Origin of the sequence: Pseudomonas sp. P867 (genome assembly GCF_019891455.1) — a bacterium.
In the GTDB taxonomy this organism is placed as follows: domain Bacteria; phylum Pseudomonadota; class Gammaproteobacteria; order Pseudomonadales; family Pseudomonadaceae; genus Aquipseudomonas; species Aquipseudomonas synxantha_A.
The window spans coordinates 45672-68385 of the sequence record NZ_JAFLXB010000005.1 but is presented as its reverse complement, the minus strand read 5'-3'; the positions used below and the strand labels follow the sequence as shown (position 1 = coordinate 68385).

General features: G+C 59.8%; 19 protein-coding genes. 7 read left to right on the top strand and 12 right to left on the bottom strand.

From position 1 onward, the window contains the following. Window positions 1-744 (top strand): uroporphyrinogen-III C-methyltransferase, encoded by a 744-nt coding sequence (cobA, locus tag J1G33_RS11085; protein WP_032879920.1) that lies wholly within the window; start codon window positions 1-3, stop codon window positions 742-744. A gap of 60 nt (window positions 745-804) precedes the next feature. Here cobA and J1G33_RS11080 read toward each other — a convergent pair whose 3' ends face one another. The 8 genes from J1G33_RS11080 to ppsA form a co-directional block, all read right to left on the bottom strand. Then, the gene (locus J1G33_RS11080) at window positions 805-1785 is read right to left on the bottom strand and encodes an OmpA family protein (RefSeq protein ID WP_005790371.1); all 981 of its coding nucleotides are present in this window, start codon (window positions 1783-1785) and stop codon (window positions 805-807) included. Window positions 1786-1892: 107 nt separating this feature from the next. Further along, on the bottom strand, window positions 1893-2483 hold the full coding sequence (gene sigX, locus J1G33_RS11075; protein WP_003193286.1) for an RNA polymerase sigma factor SigX: 591 nt from the start codon (window positions 2481-2483) through the stop codon (window positions 1893-1895). An 87-nt stretch (window positions 2484-2570) separates the two neighbouring features. Beyond that, window positions 2571-3395: a mechanosensitive ion channel domain-containing protein gene (locus J1G33_RS11070; protein ID WP_003193288.1), complete on the bottom strand. Its 825-nt coding sequence runs from the start codon at window positions 3393-3395 to the stop codon at window positions 2571-2573. 2 nt (window positions 3396-3397) lie between these two features. Beyond that, on the bottom strand, window positions 3398-3643 hold the full coding sequence (locus tag J1G33_RS11065) for a hypothetical protein (RefSeq protein WP_005790375.1): 246 nt from the start codon (window positions 3641-3643) through the stop codon (window positions 3398-3400). Window positions 3644-3729: 86 nt separating this feature from the next. Beyond that, window positions 3730-4725, bottom strand: a complete 996-nt coding sequence (locus J1G33_RS11060) for a zinc transporter ZntB (protein ID WP_223018095.1) — start codon at window positions 4723-4725, stop codon at window positions 3730-3732. 15 nt (window positions 4726-4740) lie between these two features. Continuing rightward, window positions 4741-5232: a ribonuclease E activity regulator RraA gene (rraA, locus tag J1G33_RS11055; protein WP_223018094.1), complete on the bottom strand. Its 492-nt coding sequence runs from the start codon at window positions 5230-5232 to the stop codon at window positions 4741-4743. A 229-nt stretch (window positions 5233-5461) separates the two neighbouring features. After that, window positions 5462-6451, bottom strand: a complete 990-nt coding sequence (locus tag J1G33_RS11050) for an alpha/beta fold hydrolase (protein WP_032879918.1) — start codon at window positions 6449-6451, stop codon at window positions 5462-5464. 106 nt (window positions 6452-6557) lie between these two features. Continuing rightward, window positions 6558-8933, bottom strand: coding sequence for a phosphoenolpyruvate synthase (gene ppsA, locus J1G33_RS11045; RefSeq protein ID WP_005790384.1), 2376 nt, complete (start codon window positions 8931-8933; stop codon window positions 6558-6560). A gap of 178 nt (window positions 8934-9111) precedes the next feature. Here ppsA and J1G33_RS11040 point away from each other — a divergent pair, with 178 nt between their 5' ends. After that, window positions 9112-9930 carry a pyruvate, water dikinase regulatory protein gene (locus J1G33_RS11040; protein WP_003193298.1) on the top strand — a complete coding sequence of 273 codons (819 nt, stop codon included), beginning with the start codon at window positions 9112-9114 and terminating at the stop codon, window positions 9928-9930. A gap of 104 nt (window positions 9931-10034) precedes the next feature. Here the strand turns inward: J1G33_RS11040 and J1G33_RS11035 are convergent, their stop codons facing one another. Beyond that, window positions 10035-11459, bottom strand: coding sequence for a PLP-dependent aminotransferase family protein (locus J1G33_RS11035; RefSeq protein WP_005790387.1), 1425 nt, complete (start codon window positions 11457-11459; stop codon window positions 10035-10037). Window positions 11460-11568: 109 nt separating this feature from the next. On the opposite strand from J1G33_RS11035, the gene J1G33_RS11030 reads away from it, so the two are divergent. From J1G33_RS11030 to J1G33_RS11010, 5 genes are read left to right on the top strand one after another with little or no spacing between them, the layout of a single operon-like run. Continuing rightward, window positions 11569-12513: an EamA family transporter gene (locus J1G33_RS11030; protein WP_223018093.1), complete on the top strand. Its 945-nt coding sequence runs from the start codon at window positions 11569-11571 to the stop codon at window positions 12511-12513. A gap of 23 nt (window positions 12514-12536) precedes the next feature. Further along, entirely contained in the window at window positions 12537-14399 is a 1863-nt protein-coding gene (gene moeB, locus J1G33_RS11025; protein WP_223018092.1) for a molybdopterin-synthase adenylyltransferase MoeB, read from the top strand. A gap of 16 nt (window positions 14400-14415) precedes the next feature. After that, window positions 14416-15330 carry a cysteine synthase family protein gene (locus tag J1G33_RS11020; RefSeq protein WP_103733619.1) on the top strand — a complete coding sequence of 305 codons (915 nt, stop codon included), beginning with the start codon at window positions 14416-14418 and terminating at the stop codon, window positions 15328-15330. Window positions 15331-15367: 37 nt separating this feature from the next. Beyond that, complete coding sequence (locus tag J1G33_RS11015; protein ID WP_005790394.1) at window positions 15368-16360, top strand: serine O-acetyltransferase; 993 nt, start codon at window positions 15368-15370, stop codon at window positions 16358-16360. A gap of 2 nt (window positions 16361-16362) precedes the next feature. Next, window positions 16363-17103 carry an alanyl-tRNA editing protein gene (locus tag J1G33_RS11010; RefSeq protein ID WP_032879914.1) on the top strand — a complete coding sequence of 247 codons (741 nt, stop codon included), beginning with the start codon at window positions 16363-16365 and terminating at the stop codon, window positions 17101-17103. A gap of 134 nt (window positions 17104-17237) precedes the next feature. Here J1G33_RS11010 and prpD read toward each other — a convergent pair whose 3' ends face one another. From prpD to acnD, 3 genes are all read right to left on the bottom strand, one after another. Continuing rightward, a complete protein-coding gene (prpD, locus tag J1G33_RS11005; RefSeq protein ID WP_216091960.1) occupies window positions 17238-18722 on the bottom strand; it encodes a 2-methylcitrate dehydratase in 1485 nt (494 codons plus the stop codon). A 178-nt stretch (window positions 18723-18900) separates the two neighbouring features. Continuing rightward, window positions 18901-20091 carry a 2-methylaconitate cis-trans isomerase PrpF gene (prpF, locus tag J1G33_RS11000; protein ID WP_223018091.1) on the bottom strand — a complete coding sequence of 397 codons (1191 nt, stop codon included), beginning with the start codon at window positions 20089-20091 and terminating at the stop codon, window positions 18901-18903. Window positions 20092-20102: 11 nt separating this feature from the next. Beyond that, entirely contained in the window at window positions 20103-22697 is a 2595-nt protein-coding gene (gene acnD / locus J1G33_RS10995) for a Fe/S-dependent 2-methylisocitrate dehydratase AcnD (protein WP_032879911.1), read from the bottom strand. Between the last annotated feature and the right edge of the window lie 17 nt (window positions 22698-22714).

Sequence of the window (22714 nt, the reverse complement as noted above, 5' to 3'; positions counted from 1 at the left end):
ATGAGCGCAAAAGTGTGGCTGGTAGGCGCTGGGCCCGGTGATCCGGAGTTGCTGACCCTCAAGGCAGTCAGAGCCCTGCATGAAGCGGACGTGGTGCTGATTGATGACCTGGTCAACCCGGCCGTGCTCGAACACTGCGGCGATGCACGCGTGATTACCGTCGGTAAACGCGGTGGCTGCCGCTCCACGCCCCAGGATTTTATCCATCGCCTGATGCTGCGTTATGCCCGCCAGGGCAAATGCGTGGTGCGGCTCAAGGGCGGCGACCCGTGCATTTTTGGTCGCGGTGGCGAAGAGGCGCTGTGGCTGCGCGAACGTGGCATTGAGGTGGAGTTGGTCAACGGCATCACGTCGGGGTTAGCCGGGGCGACGAGCTGCGATATTCCCCTGACGTTACGCGGTGTGAGCCGTGGGGTGACGCTGGTCACTGCTCATACTCAGGACGACAGTGCGTTGAACTGGCGCGCACTGGCGGAAAGTGGAACCACACTGGTGGTGTACATGGGCGTGGCGAAGCTGGAGGAGATTCGTCAGCAGTTGCTCGAAGGCGGCATGGCCCCGGACATGCCCGTGGCGATGATCGAAAATGCTTCGCTGCCCCAGCAGCGCGAATGCCGCAGCGATCTGGCGCGGATGCATGAGGATGCGCAAGCGTTCGCCCTGAAAAGCCCGGCTATCCTGGTGATTGGTAGCGTTGCTGGTGCTGCGCAGGCGGCTTGCCTGGCGACGGCGGCCAGTGCCTGAGGCAAATTCCAGGCGAAAAAAACCCGGCCTAAGCCGGGTTTTTTTGTAAAGCCAGGCTAATTACTTAGCGGTGGCTTCAACAGCTGCTTCTACGCGACGGTTAACAGCGCGGCCAGCTTCAGTTGCGTTGTCAGCAACTGGGCGGGACTCACCGTAACCAACGGAAGTGATGCGGCTAGGAGCTACGCCATCTTTAACCAGGACTTGCTTAACAGCGTCAGCACGACGCTGGGACAGCTTCTGGTTGTAAGCGTCTGGACCGACGGAGTCAGTGTGACCAGCAACTTCTACGTTGGTGTCTGGGTACTGAGCCATGAAGTCGGCCAGGTTTTTCACGTCGCCGTAGCTGTTAGGCTTAACAACCGACTTGTCGAAGTCGAACTTAACGTCCAGCTCAACACGAACAACCTGAGCAACCGGAGCTTCTGGCTCTGGAACTGGCTCTGGAGCTGGTGCTGGGGTAGGAGCTGGAGCAGCTGCGCCAGCGTTACCGCCGAAGTTCACGCCCAGGCCAACCAGTGCGGAGTAGTCCCACTTGCCGTTGTCCAGACCGTAGTCAGCTTCAACACCAGCACGAGCGTACAGGTTGTTGGTGAAGTAGTACTTCACGCCAGTACCGATGGTGGCGAAAGTGGTCTGGTCGCGACCGCTGTGGCCGTCAGCCTTGACGTTGGTACGGCTCTGGTGGCCGAAACCGCCTTCAACGTATGGACGCAGGCTATCAACGCCAGCCTGACCGAAGTGGTACTGAGCAACGAGGCTGCCAGTGTCACCTTTGATCTTCTGGTTGCCAGTGCCGTCGTTCGAACGGGTGTGGTTGGTCTTGTCGTACGACAGATTCAACGACAGATCGTCGGTCAGGAAGTAACCAATGCGAGCGCCTGGGTTGAAGCCGTCTTCGATGTGCTTAACGCTATCGTTGTACTGCTTCTTGTAGAACAGCTCGCCTTCAACTGCGCCTTGGCCTTGTGCCAGAACGCCGAAAGAAGTAGCGGCAATAAGAGAACCAATGGCCAAGCCCAAGGTGTTTTTCAGTTTCATCCGTTAAATCCCCATCTGGTGATTGTAAAGCAGTCCCACAAACCGGGGGACAACTCGGCGACAAGTCTAACAGAACTTGCCTACACGTAAGAGATATTTGCTACGCACTAAGTTTCAGTCTCGCCCGCAAATTTCTCACGTAATTTATCAAGAGCACGTTTGTACCGCATTTTTGTAGCACTCAAGCCCATATGCATGATGTCAGCGATTTCCTGGAATTCCAGCTCTGCGACAAAGCGAAGCACCAGAATTTCCCGGTCAATCGGGTTCACATGCACCAACCAGCGATCAAGTCCGCCCTTCTCCTCGGGTGCCGGCGCCTTTTCTTCAGACGCCTCCTCAAGGGGGTCCAGACTCAAAGCGTCCATCAAGCGACGCTTTCGCCGTTCCTTCCGATACTGCGTGATGCACTCGTTGTACGTGATGCTGTACAGCCAGGTCTTGAACTTCGATTTGCCCTCGAAGTTCTTCAGGCCATATAGCACCTTGAGCATCACTTCCTGACAGACATCGTCCGCGTCTCTATCGTTCCCCAAATACCTTGAACAAACGTTGAACAGAGTGCGTTGATACCTGCGCATCAATTCTTCGTACGCGCGTGTTACGTGAAACAGCTCCGTGTGCGAGCGCGCGACCAACTCCTCATCAGAGAGCTCACGGGGGTCATAGCGCGTGGACAGCGTTTGGGCTTTATTCAAAACAAGTCGTGCCGGCAGTCAGGTCAATGTCCGTTGCAACCCGGTCACCCGGGTTTGCGGCGGCGTACATTAGCAGGGTTTGCCGGATTAGCGGCTACTGACCTGCTGCTCCAGGAGAATCCGGTTGGACAGCGAAACCAGTTCTCCGTCATCGGTCAGCACTGTCGTCTTGACCGTGCCGATCTCCTCGATCTGCCCTTCAACCTCGCCCACACGCACTTGTTGCCCAACCTGATATAGCTCACGCACATAGATTCCCGCAAGAATCTGACCGGCAATTTCCCGGCTTCCCAAACCCATGGCCAGTGCAACGGCCAGACCAACGGTAATCAAAACAATCACAATAACGTGGTTCAGCAGGTCAGTCTTGACTTCCAACTGGCTGATCGCGACGGAAATACTGATGATGATCACCAGCCCCTGTGCGATTCGCCCCAAGCCTGCCGCGTAGTCCAACCCCACGCCTTCAGCGGCCCCGCGCACCAGCCCATTGGCCAATTGCGCGAGTAAAACACCTACCAGCAACACCAGCGCGCCGCCGAAAACTTTCGGCAAATACAGTGCCAGCATGTCGAGCGTAGCTGAAACTCGCTCAAGTCCAAGGGATTGCGCTGCAGAAACCAAAAAAATAAGTAGAACAAACCAGTAGACGATCTTGCCGATCAAGGTAGAAATCGGCACCTGCAGCCCGGCGCGACCCAGCAATTTGGTCAAACCGGTGCCGGCCATCAGGCGATCCAGCCCGAGTTTGGCGAGCAGCTTGGACAACAGGGTGTCGAGCAACTTGGCCACGACAAAGCCCAGCAACACCAGGACCAGGGCACCAAACAGGTTGGGAATGAAATTCGCAACCTTGGTCCACAATGCGGTCATCGCGGTGACCAGGCTCTGGGTCCAGAGATCAAGTTCCATATTCAATCAGCCTTATCAGCAGTGCGAGCAAGAGGTTTACGGCGGGAAACCGGTGACACATGGGCCGAACCGTTGTTCAGTGCCATCATCAATGCCGGCAACCAACGCCCGAGCAGCCCGAACAGATCACCCGCACCGACCTGACGGTTGGCGGTTTTCAATACGCGACCCAGGCAAGCATCGTCATCACGGTTGGATGGCGAAGCATTGAGCATGTCACGCAAAGACTGTTCGAACGGATCGTGCATAGAGACCTCTCGCAAGTGAATTAAAAGACGAGGGTAAAATTCATCGGGTCACATCGACCCTTTCCTACGTTCAGGTCATATTCAGCTCAAACCCATCGTAATCGTCGAAATAGCCACCATTGCCCCAGGGCCACCGAGACCATCAACAGGCACGCAATCATGAATCCGTAGGGGCTCTCGGAGAACGGAATGCCACCCAAATTTATACCGAGCAAACCGGTGAGAAAACTCATCGGCAAGAAGATCCCGGTGATGATCCCGAAGCGATACATGGTGCGGTTCATGCGCAGGCTCAAGCGCCGGTCTTCGGCCTCAAGCACAAGCCCCACGCGCTCTCTGGCCAGTTCCAGCTCTTCCAGGTAACGGGTCAGACTGTTGTGCAACTCGTTCCAATAGTCAGCATCGTCATCGCAAAACCATGCCAATTTTATTCGCGTCAGCTGGGCAAAAATATCCCGCTGTGGTGCCAAAAACCGCTTGAGCCCGGCCGCGCGCCGACGGATCTGCAAAACGCTGCCGTGCTCTGGGGTATACCGTTCGTCGGCATCGAGTTTTTCTTCCTCGGAATCGACGATTTCAGACAACCCTGTAACCAGATCCTGCACTTTGTTGGTCAGGTACTGAGCCATATAAAGGATGAGTTCAGACGCCGTTTTAGGGCCTTTGCCGTCCGCCAGTTGCACCAATAGCTCATCGGTGGCGCGCAACGGGCGCAAACGCAGGGAGATCACACGATTGGCGGCGGCGAAGATACGCACCGAAACCATGTCCTCCGGTTCTGCCCCGGGGTTGAGATTGATCCCGCGCAGAAACAACAGCAATTCGGCGTCGGGCAACGGCAACAACCGTGGGCGGGTGTTCTCCTCCAGCAGCAGGTCGCAGGCAAATTCGCTCAGGCCGCTGGATTTGCGCAGCCAGGTCTGGGTCTGGGGATGGCTGCGATCCCAATGCAGCCACAGGCTTTCCTGGGGTTGCAACTGCAGATCGTCGAGCTCAGTCCGGGCAATCGAACGCGCACCGCCTTTACCATCCAGCACCAGGGCATGCACCAGCCCCCATTGCGCGTTCTCTTCCTCGAACATCCAGACTCCTTGGGTTTATTCAGGCATTTTCAGCGGGCTGGGCGACACGATCACGCCGTTATTGTCGGCGTAGATGTACTCACCCGGACGGAACGTCACACCCGCGAACGTCACGACGACGTTCAGGTCACCGAGGCCACGCTTGTCGGTTTTCATCGGGTGGGAGGCCAGTGCCTGCACACCCAGGTCGGTCTGGGCGAGAACATCCACATCCCGGACGCAACCATAGATCACCAGCCCTTCCCAGCCATTTTTCGCAGCTTTATCGGCAATCAGATCGCCCAGCAACGCGCGGCGCAGTGAGCCTCCGCCGTCAACGACCATCACTTTGCCAGCGCCCGACTGGTCAGCCTGTTCCTTTACCAGGGAATTATCTTCGAAGCATTTGATGGTGACGATCTCACCCCCAAAAGAATCTCGGCCACCGAAGTTGCTGAACATCGGCTCCACTACCTGCACCAGTTCCGGGTAGGCGTCACACAGGTCGGGGGTCACGTAATGGTTCATCGAGAAGCTCCTGTCGTCAAAGAAGAGATCGAACATCCACGGTGTACATCAGAAAAACGCGCCGCGACAGGCATTCTTTAAGTGCCTGCCAGTGGTGAGCCGCCATGATCGGACCCGCATCAGCGCAACGCAATACACGTTGCGCGACTGAATATGACCAGAAGCGCCCAGCGCGTCATATCTTAGCCGCAACCACTCAAGAGTGAAACGCCCTTGGTAGAGCGTTTGCTCAAACTGCTGCGGCCACTTGGGGTCGAGTCCCGAATAATGGTGTCAGTGGGTCGTTCAACCACCGTTCCACCAATGGCCATACTTCGGCCTGCGCGGCTTTGCTGACCAGCATCTGCACATGCCCGAAGTCCTCGCTGAAACCCTGCTCGCGCCCCAGGCACAGATACTGGCGATGCTCGCTGCCGACCTGCTCGAAGAGCTTGCGACACGCCCAGTCCGGGTCTTGCCGATCGCCCGCCGCGCTGACCGCGAGCAACGGCACATCGATCTGCGCCAAGCCCTTCCACCAGTCACATTCGGCATCGCCGAAGCGGCCGAACAGGCCATTCCAGCGCATCGCTTCGATCATCACTCCCGCCGGCTCATCCTCGGGGCCGCGCTTGAAGCGTGGGCCAGACACATGGGCAAGGCGCTTGAGGATCAACCGAGTACCCCACTCCACGGGTGGAATTTTCAACGGCCAATGGGTGCGGCTGACCTGGCAGCCGAACAATGCCACCGAAGCCACCTCAGGCGCCCCCAAATGTTGCCCGCCCAGGGCCGCAGCCAAGGTCGTGGCACCGAGGGAATGCCCGATCCAGTGCGGGACCTGCCCGCTTTGCTCACGCACAAAGGCCCCCATGGCCGGCAAATCGTAGCGGGCGTAATCGGCGACGCGGTTTCTGGCGTACTCATGGTTGCGCTTGGACAGCCCATGGCCGCGCATTTCCGGGATCCACACATCAAAACCCCGGCGCGCCAGGTACGCGCCCAGGCCGATCCCCTTGGGCGAGTACCAGAAGCGCCGATTGGAAAAGCTGCCATGCAACAAAATAATCGGCGTGCCCCGGTTTTCCGGGACATCGGCCAGGCCCAAACGGGTAACCGCCAGCTCGACGGTGCCATCAGGGCTATTGCCGGGCTTGAGCCGGTAGACGTCTTCACTCAGGTCGCCACGACGTTCAGCGCTGATCAAGGCGACGGGAAACAGGTTGCTGCTGCTTTGCATAATGCTCTTGCACAAAAAAGGGCGGCGTCCGCAAGGAGTTCCCGCCCAGTACAGATAAGAATGCCGGTCACCCTCACGAGTGACCGGCACTTTTGACGTTGCGACTTTAAGCGGACGCTTGGCCTTCCGCCAGGAAGAACCAGGTTTCCAGCACAGAGTCCGGGTTCAGCGAGACGCTTTCGATGCCCTGCTCCATCAGCCATTTGGCCAGGTCAGGGTGGTCGGAAGGGCCTTGGCCACAGATACCAATGTACTTGCCGGCCTTGTTACACGCCTGGATGGCATTGGCCAGCAGCTTTTTGACCGCAGGGTTACGCTCGTCAAACAGGTGAGCAATGATCCCGGAGTCGCGGTCCAGGCCCAGGGTCAGCTGGGTCAGGTCGTTGGAGCCGATGGAGAAACCGTCGAAGAACTCCAGGAATTCCTCGGCCAGGATGGCGTTGGACGGCAACTCGCACATCATGATCACGCGCAGGCCGTTCTCGCCACGGGTCAAGCCGTTTTCGGCCAGCAGGTCGACCACTTGGCTCGCTTCGCCCAGGGTGCGCACGAACGGCACCATGATCTCGACGTTGGTCAGGCCCATCTCGTTGCGCACGCGCTTGAGGGCACGGCACTCAAGCTCGAAGCAGTCACGGAAGGCTTCGCTGATGTAACGCGAGGCGCCACGGAAGCCCAGCATCGGGTTTTCTTCTTCCGGCTCGTAGAGCTTGCCGCCGATCAGGTTGGCGTACTCATTGGACTTGAAGTCCGACAGGCGCACGATGACCTTTTTCGGGTAGAACGCCGCGGCCAGCGTACTGATGCCTTCCACCAGCTTCTCGACATAGAAGCCTACCGGGTCGTTGTAGCCGGCGATGCGCTTGTCGACGCTTTCCTTGATGTCCAGCGGCAGGCCGTCGTAGTTCAACAGAGCCTTGGGGTGCACGCCGATCATGCGGTTGATGATGAACTCCAGGCGGGCCAGGCCCACACCGGCGTTCGGCAACTGCGCGAAGTCGAAGGCGCGATCCGGGTTGCCGACGTTCATCATGATCTTGAACGGCAGGTCGGGCATGGCGTCGATGGAATTTTGCTTGATATCGAAGCCCAGCTCACCTTCGAAGATGAAACCGGTATCGCCTTCGGCGCAAGACACGGTGACACCCTGGCCCTCCTTGAGCAGTTGGGTGGCGTTGCCGCAACCGACTACCGCCGGGATCCCCAGTTCACGGGCGATGATCGCCGCGTGGCAAGTACGCCCGCCTCGGTTGGTGACAATGGCGCTGGCGCGCTTCATCACCGGCTCCCAGTCCGGGTCGGTCATGTCGGAAACCAGCACGTCGCCGGGCTGGACCTTGTCCATCTCGGACACGTCCTTGATGATGCGCACCTTGCCAGCACCGATGCGCTGGCCGATGGCACGGCCTTCCACCAGTACGGTGCCGGTTTCCTTGAGCAGGTAACGCTCCATGACATTGGCCGAAGTGCGGCTCTTCACGGTTTCCGGACGCGCTTGCACGATATATAGCTTGCCGTCGTCACCGTCCTTGGCCCACTCGATGTCCATCGGGCACTTGTAGTGCTTCTCGATGATCATCGCCTGTTTGGCCAGTTCGCTGACTTCAGCATCGGTCAGGCAGAAACGCGCGCGCTCGGCCTTGTCGACGTCAACGGTTTTCACAGAGCGACCGGCCTTGGCTTCGTCGCCGTAGATCATCTTGATCGCCTTGCTGCCCAGGTTGCGGCGCAGGATGGCCGGGCGGCCGGCCTCAAGGGTGTGCTTGTGCACGTAGAATTCGTCAGGGTTGACCGCGCCTTGTACGACGGTTTCGCCCAGGCCGTAGGCACCGGTAATGAATACCACATCACGGAAGCCCGACTCAGTGTCCAGGGTGAACATCACGCCAGCAGTGCCGGTTTCCGAACGCACCATGCGCTGCACACCAGCAGACAAGGCCACCAGCTTGTGGTCGAAACCCTGGTGTACACGGTAGGAAATAGCGCGGTCGTTGAACAGCGAGGCGAATACTTCCTTGGCCGCGCGAATGACGTTTTCCACGCCACGGATATTCAGGAAGGTTTCCTGCTGGCCGGCAAAGGAAGCGTCCGGCAAGTCTTCGGCGGTGGCCGAGGAGCGTACGGCGACAGCCATGTCCGGGTTGCCGGCGGACAGGGTGGCGAAGGCGGTGCGAATTTCTTCGTTGAGCTTCTCGGGGAACTCGGCTTCCATGATCCACTGACGGATCTGGGCGCCGGTCTTGGCCAGGGCGTTGACGTCGTCGACGTCCAAGGCATCCAGCGCGGCGTGGATCTGGGCGTTGAGGCCGCTCAGCTCGAGGAAGTCGCGGTAAGCCTGGGCCGTGGTGGCGAAACCACCGGGCACCGAGACACCAGCGCCTGCAAGATTACTGATCATCTCGCCGAGGGATGCGTTCTTGCCCCCCACATGCTCTACATCATGGACGCCGAGCTTATCGAGGGAAACTACGTACTCTACCAAGGTGATCTCTCCACTTTCTGTGTTGGAAAAGCTCAGGACGCGGGTTGCTCAGTAGGAGCTAACGCCAGCGCTTGTGGCCTGGACCTGGAAAATAAGTGAGAATGCGGCCCACTGCGGGACGGCAAAATCGCGCCTATCATATCCAAGATTCGCCATCAGCTTAAGGCCCAGGGCTCAAATGAAACGATCTGCTTTCTTTATTTCCGACGGCACCGGCATCACAGCCGAAACACTGGGCCAGAGCCTGCTTGCGCAGTTCGAAAACATTACCTTCGCCAAATTCACCCGGCCTTATATAGACAGCGTGGATAAAGCGCGGGCCATGGTACAACAAATCAATCTGGCGGCTGAAAAAGACGGTTTTCGCCCGATCATTTTCGACACCATCGTCAATCAAGACATTCGTGAGATTCTCGCAACGTCGAATGGTTTCATGATCGACATTTTCTCGACCTTCCTGGCGCCATTGGAACAGGAGTTGAGTGAGCATTCTTCATACTCTGTCGGAAAGTCCCATTCCATCGGGCATAACTCCAACTATATGGAACGCATCGAGGCGGTGAACTTTGCCCTCGACAACGATGATGGCGCCCGCACCCACTACTATGACAAGGCCGACCTGATCCTGGTGGGCGTGTCGCGTTGCGGCAAGACCCCGACCTGTCTGTACATGGCCATGCAATTCGGTATCCGTGCGGCCAACTACCCGCTGACCGAAGACGATATGGAGCACCTGACGCTGCCCGCCGCCCTGCGCGCCCACTCGCACAAACTGTTCGGCCTGACCATCGACCCGGACCGCCTGACCGCCATCCGTAACGAACGCAAGCCCAACAGCCGCTACTCCAGCTATGCGCAGTGCGAGTTCGAAGTGCGTGAAGTGGAAAATCTGTTCCGTCGCGAGAATATTGCACACATCAATTCCACGCATTTTTCGGTGGAAGAGATTTCGGCAAAGATTTTGGTTGAGAAGGGTGTGGAGCGGCGCTTCAAGTGATCTCTGTCGCCTGATCTGACGCTATCGCAGGCAAGCCAGCTCCCACAGTTGGAATGCGTTCCCCTGTGGGAGCTGGCTTGCCTGCGATGAACGGTAACGCGGATTTACAGATGAAACCGCCCCCCCCCCTGCCCCAACGCCGTCGCCAGCGCATCAAACCCCTCGCGCAGTAACTGATCATCGCCAGACGTATTGCAGATACTCGCCCGAATAAACTGCGGCACCGCCGTCTGCCCCACGGCAAACGCCTCGGCGGTGGCGATCAGGTAATTGTTCTGCCTGAGCTCTGCCTCGATTTCCGACGCACGCCATGGCTCCGGCACTTCGATCCAGAAATGCGGGCTGTTGAGGTGGGTGCGATACGCCAGCCCGGTCAATAAATCCTCGACCAAGGTTTTGCGGCGGCTGATTTCGTTGATTTGTTGGCGCAACAGATATTCCGCCGTGCCGTTTTCGATCCACTGGGTGGCCAGTTCCAGGGTCACAGGCGTCGCCATCCAGCAGGTCGAGCGCAACGCCGCGGAAATGCGACTGACCAGCGCGGGCGGTGCATGGACGTAGCCTACCCGCAACCCTGCCGACACCGCTTTGCTCAGACTGCTGATCAAAATCGTACGCTCAGGCGCGAAATAGCTGAGGGGCGGCGGGCGATCCTCAACCAGCACGCCGTGGGCTTCGTCCTCGAGAATCAGCAGGTTGTGCTCACGACACACCTTGGCCAAGGCTTCGCGACGCGCCACCGACAACACCGCCGTCGTGGGATTCTGAATAGTCGGCGTGCAGTACAACGCCGAAATGCGGTGATTACGACAGACCTCATCCAGCGCCGTGGGCAACACGCCTTCTTCATCCATTTCCAGGCCAATCAGGCGCACGCCCAACATGCGCGCAGCCGTAATCAGCCCAGGATAAGTCAGTTGCTCGGTGACTACCGTATCGCCAGCACGCAGCAGCGCCATCATCGCGCACAGCAAACCGTGCTGGCCGCCGTTGACGCAGATGACCTGCTCTGGAATCGGATGAAAATCGCGCTGCACCAGCCATTGCGCCCCGGCTTCACGGTAACGCGGCAAGCCGGCGTCGGGGGTATAGGCGCTGATGTCCTGCAGGAACTTGGCGTTGGTCGACAGCGTTTGGAAGCTCTGGGCAAGAAACACCGTTTCCTGCCCCGGAATGTGCATGTTGCGACTCATGTCGAAGTACTGGCGCGGCTCCTCGCTGAAATTGCGAAAGCCTTCATCACGCTGACGCTCCATCCCACGCTTGCGCACGAAGGTTCCGTCACCGACCCGTGCAACCACCAAGCCCAGGCGCTCCAGCTCACCGTAGGCCCGGCTGATGGTGCCAATGGTCACCCCCAGGTTGTCGGACAGCACCCGATGGGGCGGCAGTTTTCGTCCCGGTTCAATCAAGCCTTCGAGGATGCCCCGCTCCATCACATCAGACAGGCGCTTGTACTTCACGCCCTGCCCGTTGGACAGGCCCTCACGCATAATTGACACCATGTCAATATTTGTTTTGACAGCCATCTTTCGCCCTAATAGTGTGCTTTTACGGGTTCAATCGCCGATAAACATAACTCATTACAAGTTCAATATAGAGTTCAATTCCGGCTCAGGGAAGCAATAAAAGATGCCAATGTCCGCCGTTCTCGAAAACACTGCAAAAACAAAAACTCAAAAACAGTGGCTCGCCGGGCTGGTGACCAGCTTGATGTTTCTGATCGTGTGCCTGAGTTGGGGCACTACATGGCTGGGCATCAAGATCGCCGTAGAGAGCGTGCCGCCGCTGACATCCGCCGGGCTGCGCTTTCTGATCGCGTTTCCGCTGTTCCTGTGTTTTGCCATGGTGCGTCGCGAGCCGATCCTGTTCCCACGGGAAAGCCGCTGGTTCTTTGTGTTTGTGACCCTGTCGTACTTCAGCGTTCCCTACTACCTGCTCAACTATGGCGAGATGCACGTGTCATCCGGCCTGACGGCCCTGCTGTTCAGCTGCATGCCGGTATTCATCCTGATCTTTTCGGCGCTGTTCCTGCGTGAGCGCATCTACTTCTCCCAGGTCGTTGGCATCGGTATCGGGTTTGGCAGCCTCTACATGATCATCAAGAGCCAGGGCCTGCACCTGGACCACGCCGAGTTCTTCGGGGTGTTGGCGATACTGAGCGCCGCGATCATGCACGCGTTGTGCTACGTGATTACCAAGCAGAAAGGCAGTGCCATCAGTGTGATTACCTACAACACCCTGCCCATCGGCATCGCCGGGCTGATGTTGCTCGTCGCCGGCCTGTGGTTTGAAACGCCAGCCTTCAATGACATCACCCTGCGCTCCTGGACTGCACTGTTCTACCTCGGGCTGGTGGCCTCGGTAGGCGGGTTTATTGTGTATTTCATGCTGCTCAAGCGCCTGAGCCCGATCATCCTGTCGTTCGTCTTCATCATCTTCCCGGTGTTCGCGGTGATCATCGGTGCCTGGTACGAAGGCGTGGAAATTTCCCGCGACCTTATGCTGTATTCGGCGATTCTGCTGGCCGGCTTTGCGATCACCAAGCTGCCGGTTGAAAAACTCCTGGCCAAGAAAAAATGACCCTCAACCAACGCGAGAGAAACATGGAAGTCCTCCGCCCCACCGCCCTGGAACAGATCTACGCCCACGCCAGCCGCAGCTACCCAGAAGAGTGCTGCGGCTTCGTCTTCGCCGACGGCAGTGTGTACCTGGGCAGCAATATCCAGAACGAGTTGCACCACAAGAACTCCCAGATGTACCCCCGCAGCGCGGCCAACGGCTACACCTTCTCGGTGGCCGATACCCTGCTGCTGAACAAGTCGTTTCGCAGCGACAACCCGGTGGTGGTGATCTATCACTCCCACCCGGATGTCGGCGCCTATTTCAGTGATGAAGACCAGGACAAGGCGCTGTTCATGGGGGAGCCGATCTACCCCGTCAGCTATCTGGTGGTGGATGTTCGCCAGAGCCAGGTCCTGGGCTCAAAACTGTTTGCCTGGGATGGCAAGCATTTCGCACCTCAACCCTTCAACGACCTGCACACGGAGTTGTCCATGAACGCTGTCTCTTTCCCCGACATTCTGGTTCGCGTGGCCAAGCTGCCGGAATCGACCCTTGAGGGCGTCGGATCGACATTGCGCGAAGTCATTGAAAATCTCTGCACCAATCACCCCCAATTGCGTCAGTACCTGTTCCATGAAAAGAACAACCAGCTCAAGGAACACTTCCTGTTTACCGCCGAGGAGGCGCTGATCGAAGCCGATGAAGTCCTGCCGCCAAAATCCCGGATCGAAGTGTTGCTCGCCACCTCAGGCGGCATGGACATCGACACCCTGAGCAACGAAGAAGTGCAGCGCTACGTGCGCCACATCACCCTGCCGGGCGTCGGCCGCGAAGGCCAATTGAACCTGAAGAAAGCCAAAGTTCTGGTCATCGGCACCGGGGGCCTGGGCTCGCCCATCAGCCTGTACCTGGCAGCGGCAGGCATCGGCACCCTGGGGCTGGTGGATTTTGACGTGGTGGAAAGCAGCAACCTGCAGCGCCAGATTGTCCATGGCAACAGCACACTGGGAATGCCCAAGGTCGAGTCCGCCAAGCAACGCCTGCTGGACCTCAACCCTCATATCCGGATCAATGCGCACAACACCGCGCTTGACACCGACAACGCTCTGGAACTGGTGGGCGCCTATGACCTGGTGATCGACGGTACCGATAATTTCGATACCCGCTACCTGGTCAACGATGCTTGCGTACAGTTGGGCAAACCTTTGGTCTATGGCGCCATCTACCGTTTCGACGGGCAGATCAGCGTGCTCAACTACAAAGGCGGGCCGTGCTATCGCTGCCTGTTTCCCAAGGCCCCGCCCGCAGAACTGGCGCCCAATTGCAGCGCCGGCGGCGTGATCGGCGTGCTGCCGGGTGTGGTAGGAATGATCCAGGCCACCGAGGCGATCAAATTGCTGATCGGCATTGGCGAACCTTTATCCGGCCGCTTGATGCGCTTTGACGCGCTGGCGATGAAGTTCAGCGAGATCCGCTTCAAGCGCCGCCTCGACTGCCCCTGCTGCTCGGAGCTGCGCAGCAGCGAAAGCGCCGCCCCCACGGCATGTGCCGATGCCGTACCGAGCCAACCGTCGCTGGCGGCAGAACGCTACATCAAGCCTCAGAACCTCAAGCAGGTGCTTGAGCACCCCAACAGCGCCGATGTATTGCTGGACGTGCGCGACGCCAGCGAATTGGAAGTATGCAAGCTGCCAGGCGTGCTGCACATTCCCCTGGCCGAACTGGATGGGCAACTCGACAACCTCAGCCGCGACAACACCCATTACCTGATCTGCTACGCGGGCACCCGCGCCGAACAGGCCGCCAGCACCCTGCTGGCAGCCGGGTTCGCGAACACCAAAGTCCTGCAGGGCGGCATGAAGCACTGGGTTCGCGACGTCGAACCCGACATGCCTCTGTACTGATCGTGGAGACTTGCTGATGCTGCATAACTCCATTCTCGACGTCATCGGCCAAACGCCTATCGTGCGCCTGGCCCAGTTTTCCGAAGACCTCGGCATCGAGGTCTACGCCAAGCTGGAATCCCTCAACCCCGGTGGCAGCCACAAGGCGCGCATCGCCTTGGGCATGATCCTCGATGCCGAGCGCCGTGGCGTACTGATCCGCGACTCCGGGCAAACCATCATCGAACCCAGCGGCGGCAACACCGGCATTGGCCTGGTGATGGCCGGCAATGTCCTGGGCTATAAAGTGGTGCTGGTGATCCCTGACAACTACAGCCCCGAAAAGCAGAAATTGCTGCGCCTGTATGGTGCCAAAGTGGTGCTGTCAGACAGCCGCCTGGGCAACAACTCCCACGGCGAAAAGTGCATGGAACTGCAGTTGGAAAACCCCAACTTCGTGATGCTCAACCAGCAGCGTAACGGCGCCAACCCGCAGACCCACCGCGACACCACCGCGCCGGAGATCATCCGCGCCTTCGGTAATCAGCGCGTGGACTACTTCGTCAGCGGCATCGGCACAGGTGGCCATATCACCGGCATTGGCGAAACCCTCAAGGCCGCCTGGCCAGCGATCCGCGTAATGGGCGTGGAGCCGCAGGAATGCGACCTGCTCAAAGACCAGCACGCTGCGCACGCAATCCAGGGCCTGTCGATTGGCCTGATCCCGAGCATCCTCAACCTGGACGTGATCGACGGCATGCTCAAGGTGTCGCACTCGGCGTGCCTGGACATGATCAAACGCATCATGCGCACCGACGCCATCAGCCTGGGGCTGTCCTCCGCCGCCAACATGGTTGCCATCGCCCAACTCGCCCCCGAACTGCCGCCTGAAACGGTGGTGCTGACCATGGTCTACGACAATGCCGATAGCTACCTGCCCAGTTTCGAGTAACGGGTTTTTCAATCATCCAGAATGCGGGGGTGCCTCCATGGGGGGCTTTATCGACATGCAACTGCTGCACGATGAGTTGCTTACCCATCTCATCACGACCCTGACGCCCGGGCAGATGAAGCAGTTGGAACCACACCTGGCGCCACTGATCCAGAACGCCGCCCAAGCAGTGGCCGAGGACCTGATCGCCTACGCCTATCGCGACCCGGCATCCCGTGGGCGCGGGGAGTTGATCCTGGAATCCTATGCCTCGTTCAAGGCAGTGCTGTTCTATCGCCTTGCGCACCAGGTGTGGAATTTCCCCGACCCGGGCCATGGGATGTTTTCGCGCATGGCACTCAAGCTCAGCAACCAGGGCAAGATTCTCTCCGGTGCCGAGATTCATCCGGCGGCGCGTATCGGCCGGCGCTTTGTACTGGACCATGGCTATGGCACCGTCATCGGCGAAACCTGCGTGATCGGCAACGACTGCTACATCCTGTGCGGCGTGACCCTGGGAGCCCGCGGCATCGCCAACAATCCGGACGGCAAACGCCACCCGCGCCTGGGCAACAACGTCGAGGTGGGCGCCGGTGCCCGGGTGCTGGGCTACGTGTCGATCGGCGACAACGTATTTATCAGCCCCTCCTGCGTGATCACCCAGGACGTACCGGCAGGCACCAAGGTCAAAGTAGTCAACCAGATCCAGTTGCAAAAAAACGACGAATCGGACCGCAGCAATTACCTAGGCGCCTTTGCCCTGGATGAGCGCTTGCACGTCGTCGGTGAGGTGAGTGCCGGTCATAAGGTCACGGTGCTGGATGCCGACTTTCATCCGCTGCAAGGGTTAATGCTCGAACCCACGGTGAAAGAGCGCCACCACCTGCAATTTCGCCTGCACCGTGTCGATACCGGCGAACAACTGCCGCGCTTGCCGCTGAACCTGAAAGTCTGCGGGCCGGAATTTGAAATCACCCTGCTCTCTCCCCCTGGCTTGAGCGCGATGGTGCGCCATCTCTTGCAAGCCAGCCCACTGATCGTTGGAGGTTGAACATGTCCGTGCATACCATGGAAACCCTGGCGCTGTTCGACAGCGCGCCCTATCAGAACGCGTTCAGCGCCCGGGTTATTGCGGTCAGTGAACACGGCATCGCCCTGGAGCACACACTGTTCTACCCCACCGGCGGCGGGCAACCGGGCGATACCGGCCATTTCACCCTGCCCGATGGCACGCGGGTCGAGGTGACAGGTACCGTGCGCGATCCGGTGTTGCGCTCGATCATCTGGCATCAGGTTGACCATTGCCCCGAGCAGTTGACGGCGGGCATCCAGGTAGACGCCGGCCTGGATTGGGAGCGGCGCTACCAGCACATGAAAATGCACACCTGCCTGCATTTGTTGTGCTCGCTCATTGACGCGCCCGTGACCGGTTGCAGCATCAGTGCGGATAAAGGCCGACTGGATTTCGACCTGCCGGAAATGACCCTGGACAAAGACGGTCTAACCCGTGACCTCAACGCCCTGATCGAGCAGGCCCACGCGGTGAAGACCCTGTCGATGCCCGCCACCGAATACGCGACCTTGCTACAGATCACCCGCACCCAGGCGGTTGCGCCACCGGTGGTGTCGGGCTCGGTACGGGTGATTGAGATCCCCGGCATCGATATCCAGCCATGCGGCGGCACCCATGTGCTCAACACCGAGGAAATCGGCCGGGTGTTCTGCGAGAAAATCGAAAAGAAGAGCAAGCACAACCGCAGGGTGATACTGCGGTTTGAACAAGCTTGCGCCTGACCCGATAGTTGCCCCAATGGAGGACAAATGTGGGAGGGGGCTTGCTCCCGATAGGGGTGGACCAGTCAATGAATCTGTTGACTGACACCCAGCTATCAGGAGCAACCCCCCTCCCACATTGGCCGCGTTGTTTTTTAGATCACCAACAGATCCATGAAACGGTTCACAGCCGTCGCCTCAAGCCGTGCCTGATCCTTGCACAACGCAACAATCTCGGCGCTGCGCTGCGCAGTGAACCGCGTCGCCAGGTTGGCTTTGAACTTGTCTTCCAGCAATGGGATACCGTCCACCCGACGGCGGCGATGGCCAATCGGGTATTCCACCGCTACCTGCTCAGTGCAGGTGCCATCCATAAAGAACACCTGCACCGCATTGGCAATGGAACGCTTGTCCGCCTCCAGGTATTCGCGGCTATAGCGTGGGTCTTCAACGATGACCATCTTGTCGCGCAGCTCGTCGATGATCGGGTGGGCCGCGTGGAAATCATCTTCGTAGTGCTCGGCCACCAGATTGCCGAACACCAAGGGCACGGCCGTCATGTATTGCAGGCAGTGGTCGCGATCGGCAGCGTTGGCCAATTGGCCAACCTTGGAAATAATCCGAATCGCCGACTCATGGGTGGTGATCACGATACGTTCGATTTCATGCAGACGATGCTTGACCTGCGGGTGCAAGGTCACCGCCGCCTCGCAGGCGGTTTGCGCGTGGAACTCCGCCGGGAAACTGATCTTGAACAGCACGTTTTCCATCACGTAGGTGCCGTAGGCCTGAGGCAGGCTGAAGGCGCGCTTGTCTGTGGGCTTGAGCGCCAGGTCCTTGTTGGTGTGGCTGAACAACACGTCGTAGAACCCCCACTGCGGCGCACTCAACACACCGGGGATGCCCATTTCGCCACGCAGGGCGATATCCGCCAGGCGCACACCACGGCTCGATGCATCGCCTGCGGCCCAGGATTTGCGCGAGCCGGCATTCGGTGCATGGCGATAGGTGCGCAACGCCTGCCCATCAACGAAAGCGTGAGACAAGGCCGACAGCAGTTGTTCACGATTGGCGCCCATCAGCTTGGCGGTGACCGCGGTGGAGGCGACTTTGACCAGCAGCACGTGGTCAAGGCCGACGCGGTTGAAAGAGTTTTCCAGGGCGATCACCCCCTGGATTTCGTGGGCCATGATCATCGCTTCCAGCACCGCACGTACGGTGAGCGGCGCCTCGCCATTGGCCACGCGTTTTTGCGAAAGGTGATCGGCCACGGCGAGAATGCCCCCGAGGTTGTCCGAAGGGTGGCCCCATTCAGCGGCGAGCCAGGTGTCGTTGTAGTCGAGCCAGCGCACGATGCAGCCAATGTCCCAGGCGGCCTTGACCGGGTCGAGGCGAAACGAAGTGCCCGGCACGCGCGCGCCGAACGGCACCACGGTGCCCTCCACTATCGGCCCCAGGTGCTTGGTGCACTCGGGGAACCGCAGGGCCAGCAGGCCACAGCCAAGGGTGTCCATCAGGCAATTGCGGGCGGTGTCCAGTGCATCCCGGGATTCGATGCGGTAGTTGAGGACATAGTCGGCGATGTCCTGCAAAAACTGGTCGTAGTCGGGGCGGTTGTTCTGGTCGACGTTGGCGCTCATGGCAGTTCTCCTAAAAGTTGGGTTGTTCCATCCTCAGGGTCAGGGTTAATCGTTGCGCAGGTCTGATTGCCTGCTTGTATCCCTGTGGGAGGGGGCTTGCTCCCGATGACGGTGGGTCAGTTAATGAATGGGGCGACTGACACCCTGCTATCGGGAGCAAGCCCCCTCCCACATAAAGCTAAAAAGCGTCACCGGGGACGCGCACGAAACCTTCCATTAACACCCGCGCACTGCGGCTCATGATGGCTTTCTTCACCACCCATTCACCGTTCACTTGGCTGGCTTCGGCACCGACGCGCAAGGTGCCGGACGGATGCCCGAAGCGCACGGCATTGCGCTCCACGCCGCCCGCCGCCAGGTTGACCAGGGTGCCGGAGATCGCCGCCGCCGTGCCGATCGCTACCGCCGCCGTGCCCATCATGGCGTGGTGCAGTTTGCCCATGGACAGGGCACGCACCAGCAGATCCACATCGCCGGCCTTGATTGCCTTGCCGCTGGAGGCCACGTAATCCGCAGGCTTGGCCACGAAGGCGACCTTGGGTGTGTGCTGGCGCTGGTCGGCCTCGTCCAGGTGCTTGATCAGGCCCATGCGCAACGCGCCATAGGCCCGTACCGTCTCGAACATGGCCAGGGCCTTGGGGTCGCTGTTGATCGCGCCCTGCAGTTCGGTGCCGGTGTAGCCGAGGTCCTGGGCGTTGATGAAAATGGTCGGAATACCGGCGTTGATCAACGTGGCCTTGAAGGTGCCGACGCCCGGTACTTCCAGGTCGTCGATGAGGTTGCCGGTGGGAAACATCGAACCACCACCGCCCTCTTCTTCCGCCGCCGGGTCGATGAATTCCAGCTGGACTTCGGCGGCCGGGAAGGTCACACCGTCCAGTTCGAAGTCGCCGGTTTCCTGTACCGCGCCGTTGGTGATCGGCACATGGGCGATGATGCTCTTGCCAATATTGGCCTGCCATATCCGCACCACCGCCACCCCGTTCTCGGGCACGCGGGCCGGATCAACCAGGCCAGCGCTGATGGCGAACGAGCCCACTGCTGCCGACAGGTTGCCGCAGTTGCCACTCCAATCGACAAACGGCTTGTCGATGGAGACCTGGCCGAACAGATAGTCCACGTCGTGATCGGCGCGGCTGCTTTTGGCCAGGATCACGGTTTTGCTGGTACTTGAAGTGGCACCGCCCATGCCGTCGATCTGCTTGTCGTAAGGGTCGGGGCTGCCGATGACCCGCAGCAACAGGGCATCGCGGGCCGCCCCCGGCACCTGCGCGACTTCGGGCAGGTCCTTGAGGCTGAAGAACACGCCCTTGCTGGTGCCGCCACGCATGTAGGTGGCGGGGATCTTGATTTGCGCTACGTGTGCCATGGTAGTCCTCTTCAGGCGGTGGCCGCCGATTCCAGGAAATCCTGGGCAAAACGTTGCAACACGCCGCCCGCCTCGTAGATCGACACTTCTTCGGCAGTATCCAGGCGGCACGTCACCGGCACCTCGACACGTTCACCATTCCTGCGGTTGATCACCAGGGTCAGTTGCGCGCGCGGGGTGCGCTCGCCGATCACGTCATAGGTTTCACTGCCGTCGATCTTGAGGGTGTGGCGGTCGGTGCCCGGCAGGAATTCCAGCGGCAACACGCCCATGCCCACCAGGTTGGTGCGGTGAATGCGCTCGAAGCCTTCGGCGGCAATCGCTTCCACACCGGCCAGGCGCACGCCCTTGGCGGCCCAGTCGCGGGACGAGCCCTGGCCGTAGTCGGCACCGGCGATGATGATCAGCGGTTGCTTGCGCTCCATGTAGGTTTCAATCGCTTCCCACATCCGCGTGACCTTGCCTTCCGGCTCGATTCGCGCCAGCGAGCCCTGCTTGACCTTGCCGTTTTCCTGCACCATTTCGTTGAACAGTTTCGGGTTGGCGAAGGTGGCGCGCTGCGCCGTCAGATGGTCACCGCGATGGGTCGCGTAGGAGTTGAAGTCGACTTCCGGCAAGCCCATCTTCGCCAGGTATTCCCCGGCGGCACTGCCCGGCATGATCGCGTTGGACGGCGACAGGTGGTCGGTGGTGATGTTGTCCGGCAGCACCGCCAGCGGGCGCATACCCTTGAGCGGCCGCGCGCCGGCCAGCGCGCCTTCCCAGTACGGCGGGCGACGGATGTAGGTGCTCTGCGGGCGCCAGTCATACAGCGGGGTGACTTTGGGGCCGGTGTCTTCGTGAATCGCGAACATGGGGATGTACACCGCACGGAACTGCTCGGGCTTGACCGATGCTTTGACCACCGCGTCGATCTCTTCGTCGCTCGGCCAGATATCCTGCAGGCGAATTTCCTTGCCGTCGGCATCCAGGCCGAGCACGTCCTTCTCGATATCGAAACGGATGGTGCCGGCAATCGCATAGGCCACCACCAGCGGCGGCGAAGCCAGGAAGGCTTGCTTGGCGTAAGGGTGAATGCGCCCGTCGAAGTTGCGGTTGCCCGACAACACGGCGGTGGCGTACAGGTCGCGGTCGATGATTTCCTGCTGGATCACCGGGTCGAGCGCGCCGGACATGCCGTTGCAGGTGGTGCAAGCAAAGGCCACTACGCCGAAACCGAGTTTTTCCAGCTCATGGCCCAGACCGGCCTCTTCCAGGTACATGGCCACGGTTTTCGAGCCCGGCGCCAGCGACGACTTGACCCACGGCTTGCGGGCCAAGCCAAGCTTGTTGGCGTTACGTGCCAGAAGCCCCGCGGCGATGACGTTGCGCGGGTTACTGGTGTTGGTGCAACTGGTGATGGCCGCAATGATCACCGCCCCGTCGGGCATTTGCCCTGGCACTTCGTCCCATTGGCCGCTGATGCCTTTGGACGCCAGGTCGCGGGTGGCAACACGGGCGTGGGGGTTGCTGGGGCCGGCCATGTTGCGCACGACGCTGGACAGGTCGAAGGTCAGGCCACGCTCGTACTGAGCCCCCTTGAGGTCATCGGCCCACAGACCGGTGTGGCGTGCGTACTGTTCGACCAGGGCGACTTGTTCGTCTTCTCGGCCAGTGAGTTTGAGGTAGGCGATGGTCTGCTGATCGATATAGAACATCGCTGCGGTGGCGCCGTATTCAGGAGCCATGTTGGAGATGGTCGCACGGTCGCCCAGGGTCAGTGCACTAGCCCCTTCGCCGAAGAACTCCAGCCAGGCGCCGACCACTTTCTGCTGGCGCAGGAACTCGGTGAGTGCCAGCACCATATCGGTGGCGGTGATGCCCGGTTGCAGCTTGCCGGTCAATTCCACGCCGACGCTTTCCGGCAGGCGCATCCACGACGCACGGCCGAGCATCACGCTCTCGGCCTCCAGGCCGCCGACGCCAATGGCGATCACGCCCAGGGCATCGACGTGGGGAGTATGACTGTCAGTACCGACGCAGGTATCCGGGAAGGCTACGCCGTCACGGACCTGAATCACCGGCGACATTTTCTCCAGGTTGATCTGGTGCATGATGCCGTTGCCCGGCGGGATGACATCGACGTTCTTGAAGGCTTTTTTGGTCCACTCGATAAAGTGGAAGCGGTCTTCATTGCGACGGTCTTCAATGGCGCGGTTTTTCTCGAACGCCTGTGGGTCAAAGCCGCCAGCCTCGACAGCCAGGGAGTGGTCGACGATCAGTTGGGTCGGCACCACCGGGTTGACCTGCGCCGGGTCGCCGCCTTGCAGGGCGATGGCATCGCGCAGACCAGCGAGGTCCACCAGGGCGGTCTGGCCGAGGATGTCATGGCACACCACGCGCGCCGGGAACCAGGGGAAATCGAGATCACGTTTGCGCTCGATCAGTTGGCTCAGGGATGCGTTGAGGGTGGCCGGGTCGCAACGGCGCACCAGGTTTTCGGCAAGCACGCGCGAGGTGTAAGGCAAGGTGGCGTAGGCGCCGGGGGTGATTGCTTCGACAGCCGCACGGGCGTCGAAGAAATCCAGGCGGCTGCCGGGGAGCGGTTTGCGAAATTCAGTGTTCATCGTCAGGACTCGGTCAC

Excerpts from the sequence above, each read along its gene's own strand:
- J1G33_RS11015 (WP_005790394.1), top strand. The coding sequence starts at position 15,368 with ATGGGGGGCTTTATCGACATGCAACTGCTGCACGATGAGTTGCTTACC.
- J1G33_RS11035 (WP_005790387.1), bottom strand. The coding sequence starts at position 11,459 with ATGGCTGTCAAAACAAATATTGACATGGTGTCAATTATGCGTGAGGGC.
- J1G33_RS11065 (WP_005790375.1), bottom strand. The coding sequence starts at position 3,643 with ATGCACGATCCGTTCGAACAGTCTTTGCGTGACATGCTCAATGCTTCG.
- acnD (WP_032879911.1), bottom strand. The coding sequence starts at position 22,697 with ATGAACACTGAATTTCGCAAACCGCTCCCCGGCAGCCGCCTGGATTTC.
- prpF (WP_223018091.1), bottom strand. The coding sequence starts at position 20,091 with ATGGCACACGTAGCGCAAATCAAGATCCCCGCCACCTACATGCGTGGC.
- J1G33_RS11070 (WP_003193288.1), bottom strand. The coding sequence starts at position 3,395 with ATGGAACTTGATCTCTGGACCCAGAGCCTGGTCACCGCGATGACCGCA.
- J1G33_RS11050 (WP_032879918.1), bottom strand. The coding sequence starts at position 6,451 with ATGCAAAGCAGCAGCAACCTGTTTCCCGTCGCCTTGATCAGCGCTGAA.
- J1G33_RS11080 (WP_005790371.1), bottom strand. The coding sequence starts at position 1,785 with ATGAAACTGAAAAACACCTTGGGCTTGGCCATTGGTTCTCTTATTGCC.
- J1G33_RS11030 (WP_223018093.1), top strand. The coding sequence starts at position 11,569 with ATGTCCGCCGTTCTCGAAAACACTGCAAAAACAAAAACTCAAAAACAG.
- J1G33_RS11040 (WP_003193298.1), top strand. The coding sequence starts at position 9,112 with ATGAAACGATCTGCTTTCTTTATTTCCGACGGCACCGGCATCACAGCC.
- J1G33_RS11010 (WP_032879914.1), top strand. The coding sequence starts at position 16,363 with ATGTCCGTGCATACCATGGAAACCCTGGCGCTGTTCGACAGCGCGCCC.
- J1G33_RS11060 (WP_223018095.1), bottom strand. The coding sequence starts at position 4,725 with ATGTTCGAGGAAGAGAACGCGCAATGGGGGCTGGTGCATGCCCTGGTG.
- rraA (WP_223018094.1), bottom strand. The coding sequence starts at position 5,232 with ATGAACCATTACGTGACCCCCGACCTGTGTGACGCCTACCCGGAACTG.
- J1G33_RS11020 (WP_103733619.1), top strand. The coding sequence starts at position 14,416 with ATGCTGCATAACTCCATTCTCGACGTCATCGGCCAAACGCCTATCGTG.
- moeB (WP_223018092.1), top strand. The coding sequence starts at position 12,537 with ATGGAAGTCCTCCGCCCCACCGCCCTGGAACAGATCTACGCCCACGCC.
- prpD (WP_216091960.1), bottom strand. The coding sequence starts at position 18,722 with ATGAGCGCCAACGTCGACCAGAACAACCGCCCCGACTACGACCAGTTT.
- cobA (WP_032879920.1), top strand. The coding sequence starts at position 1 with ATGAGCGCAAAAGTGTGGCTGGTAGGCGCTGGGCCCGGTGATCCGGAG.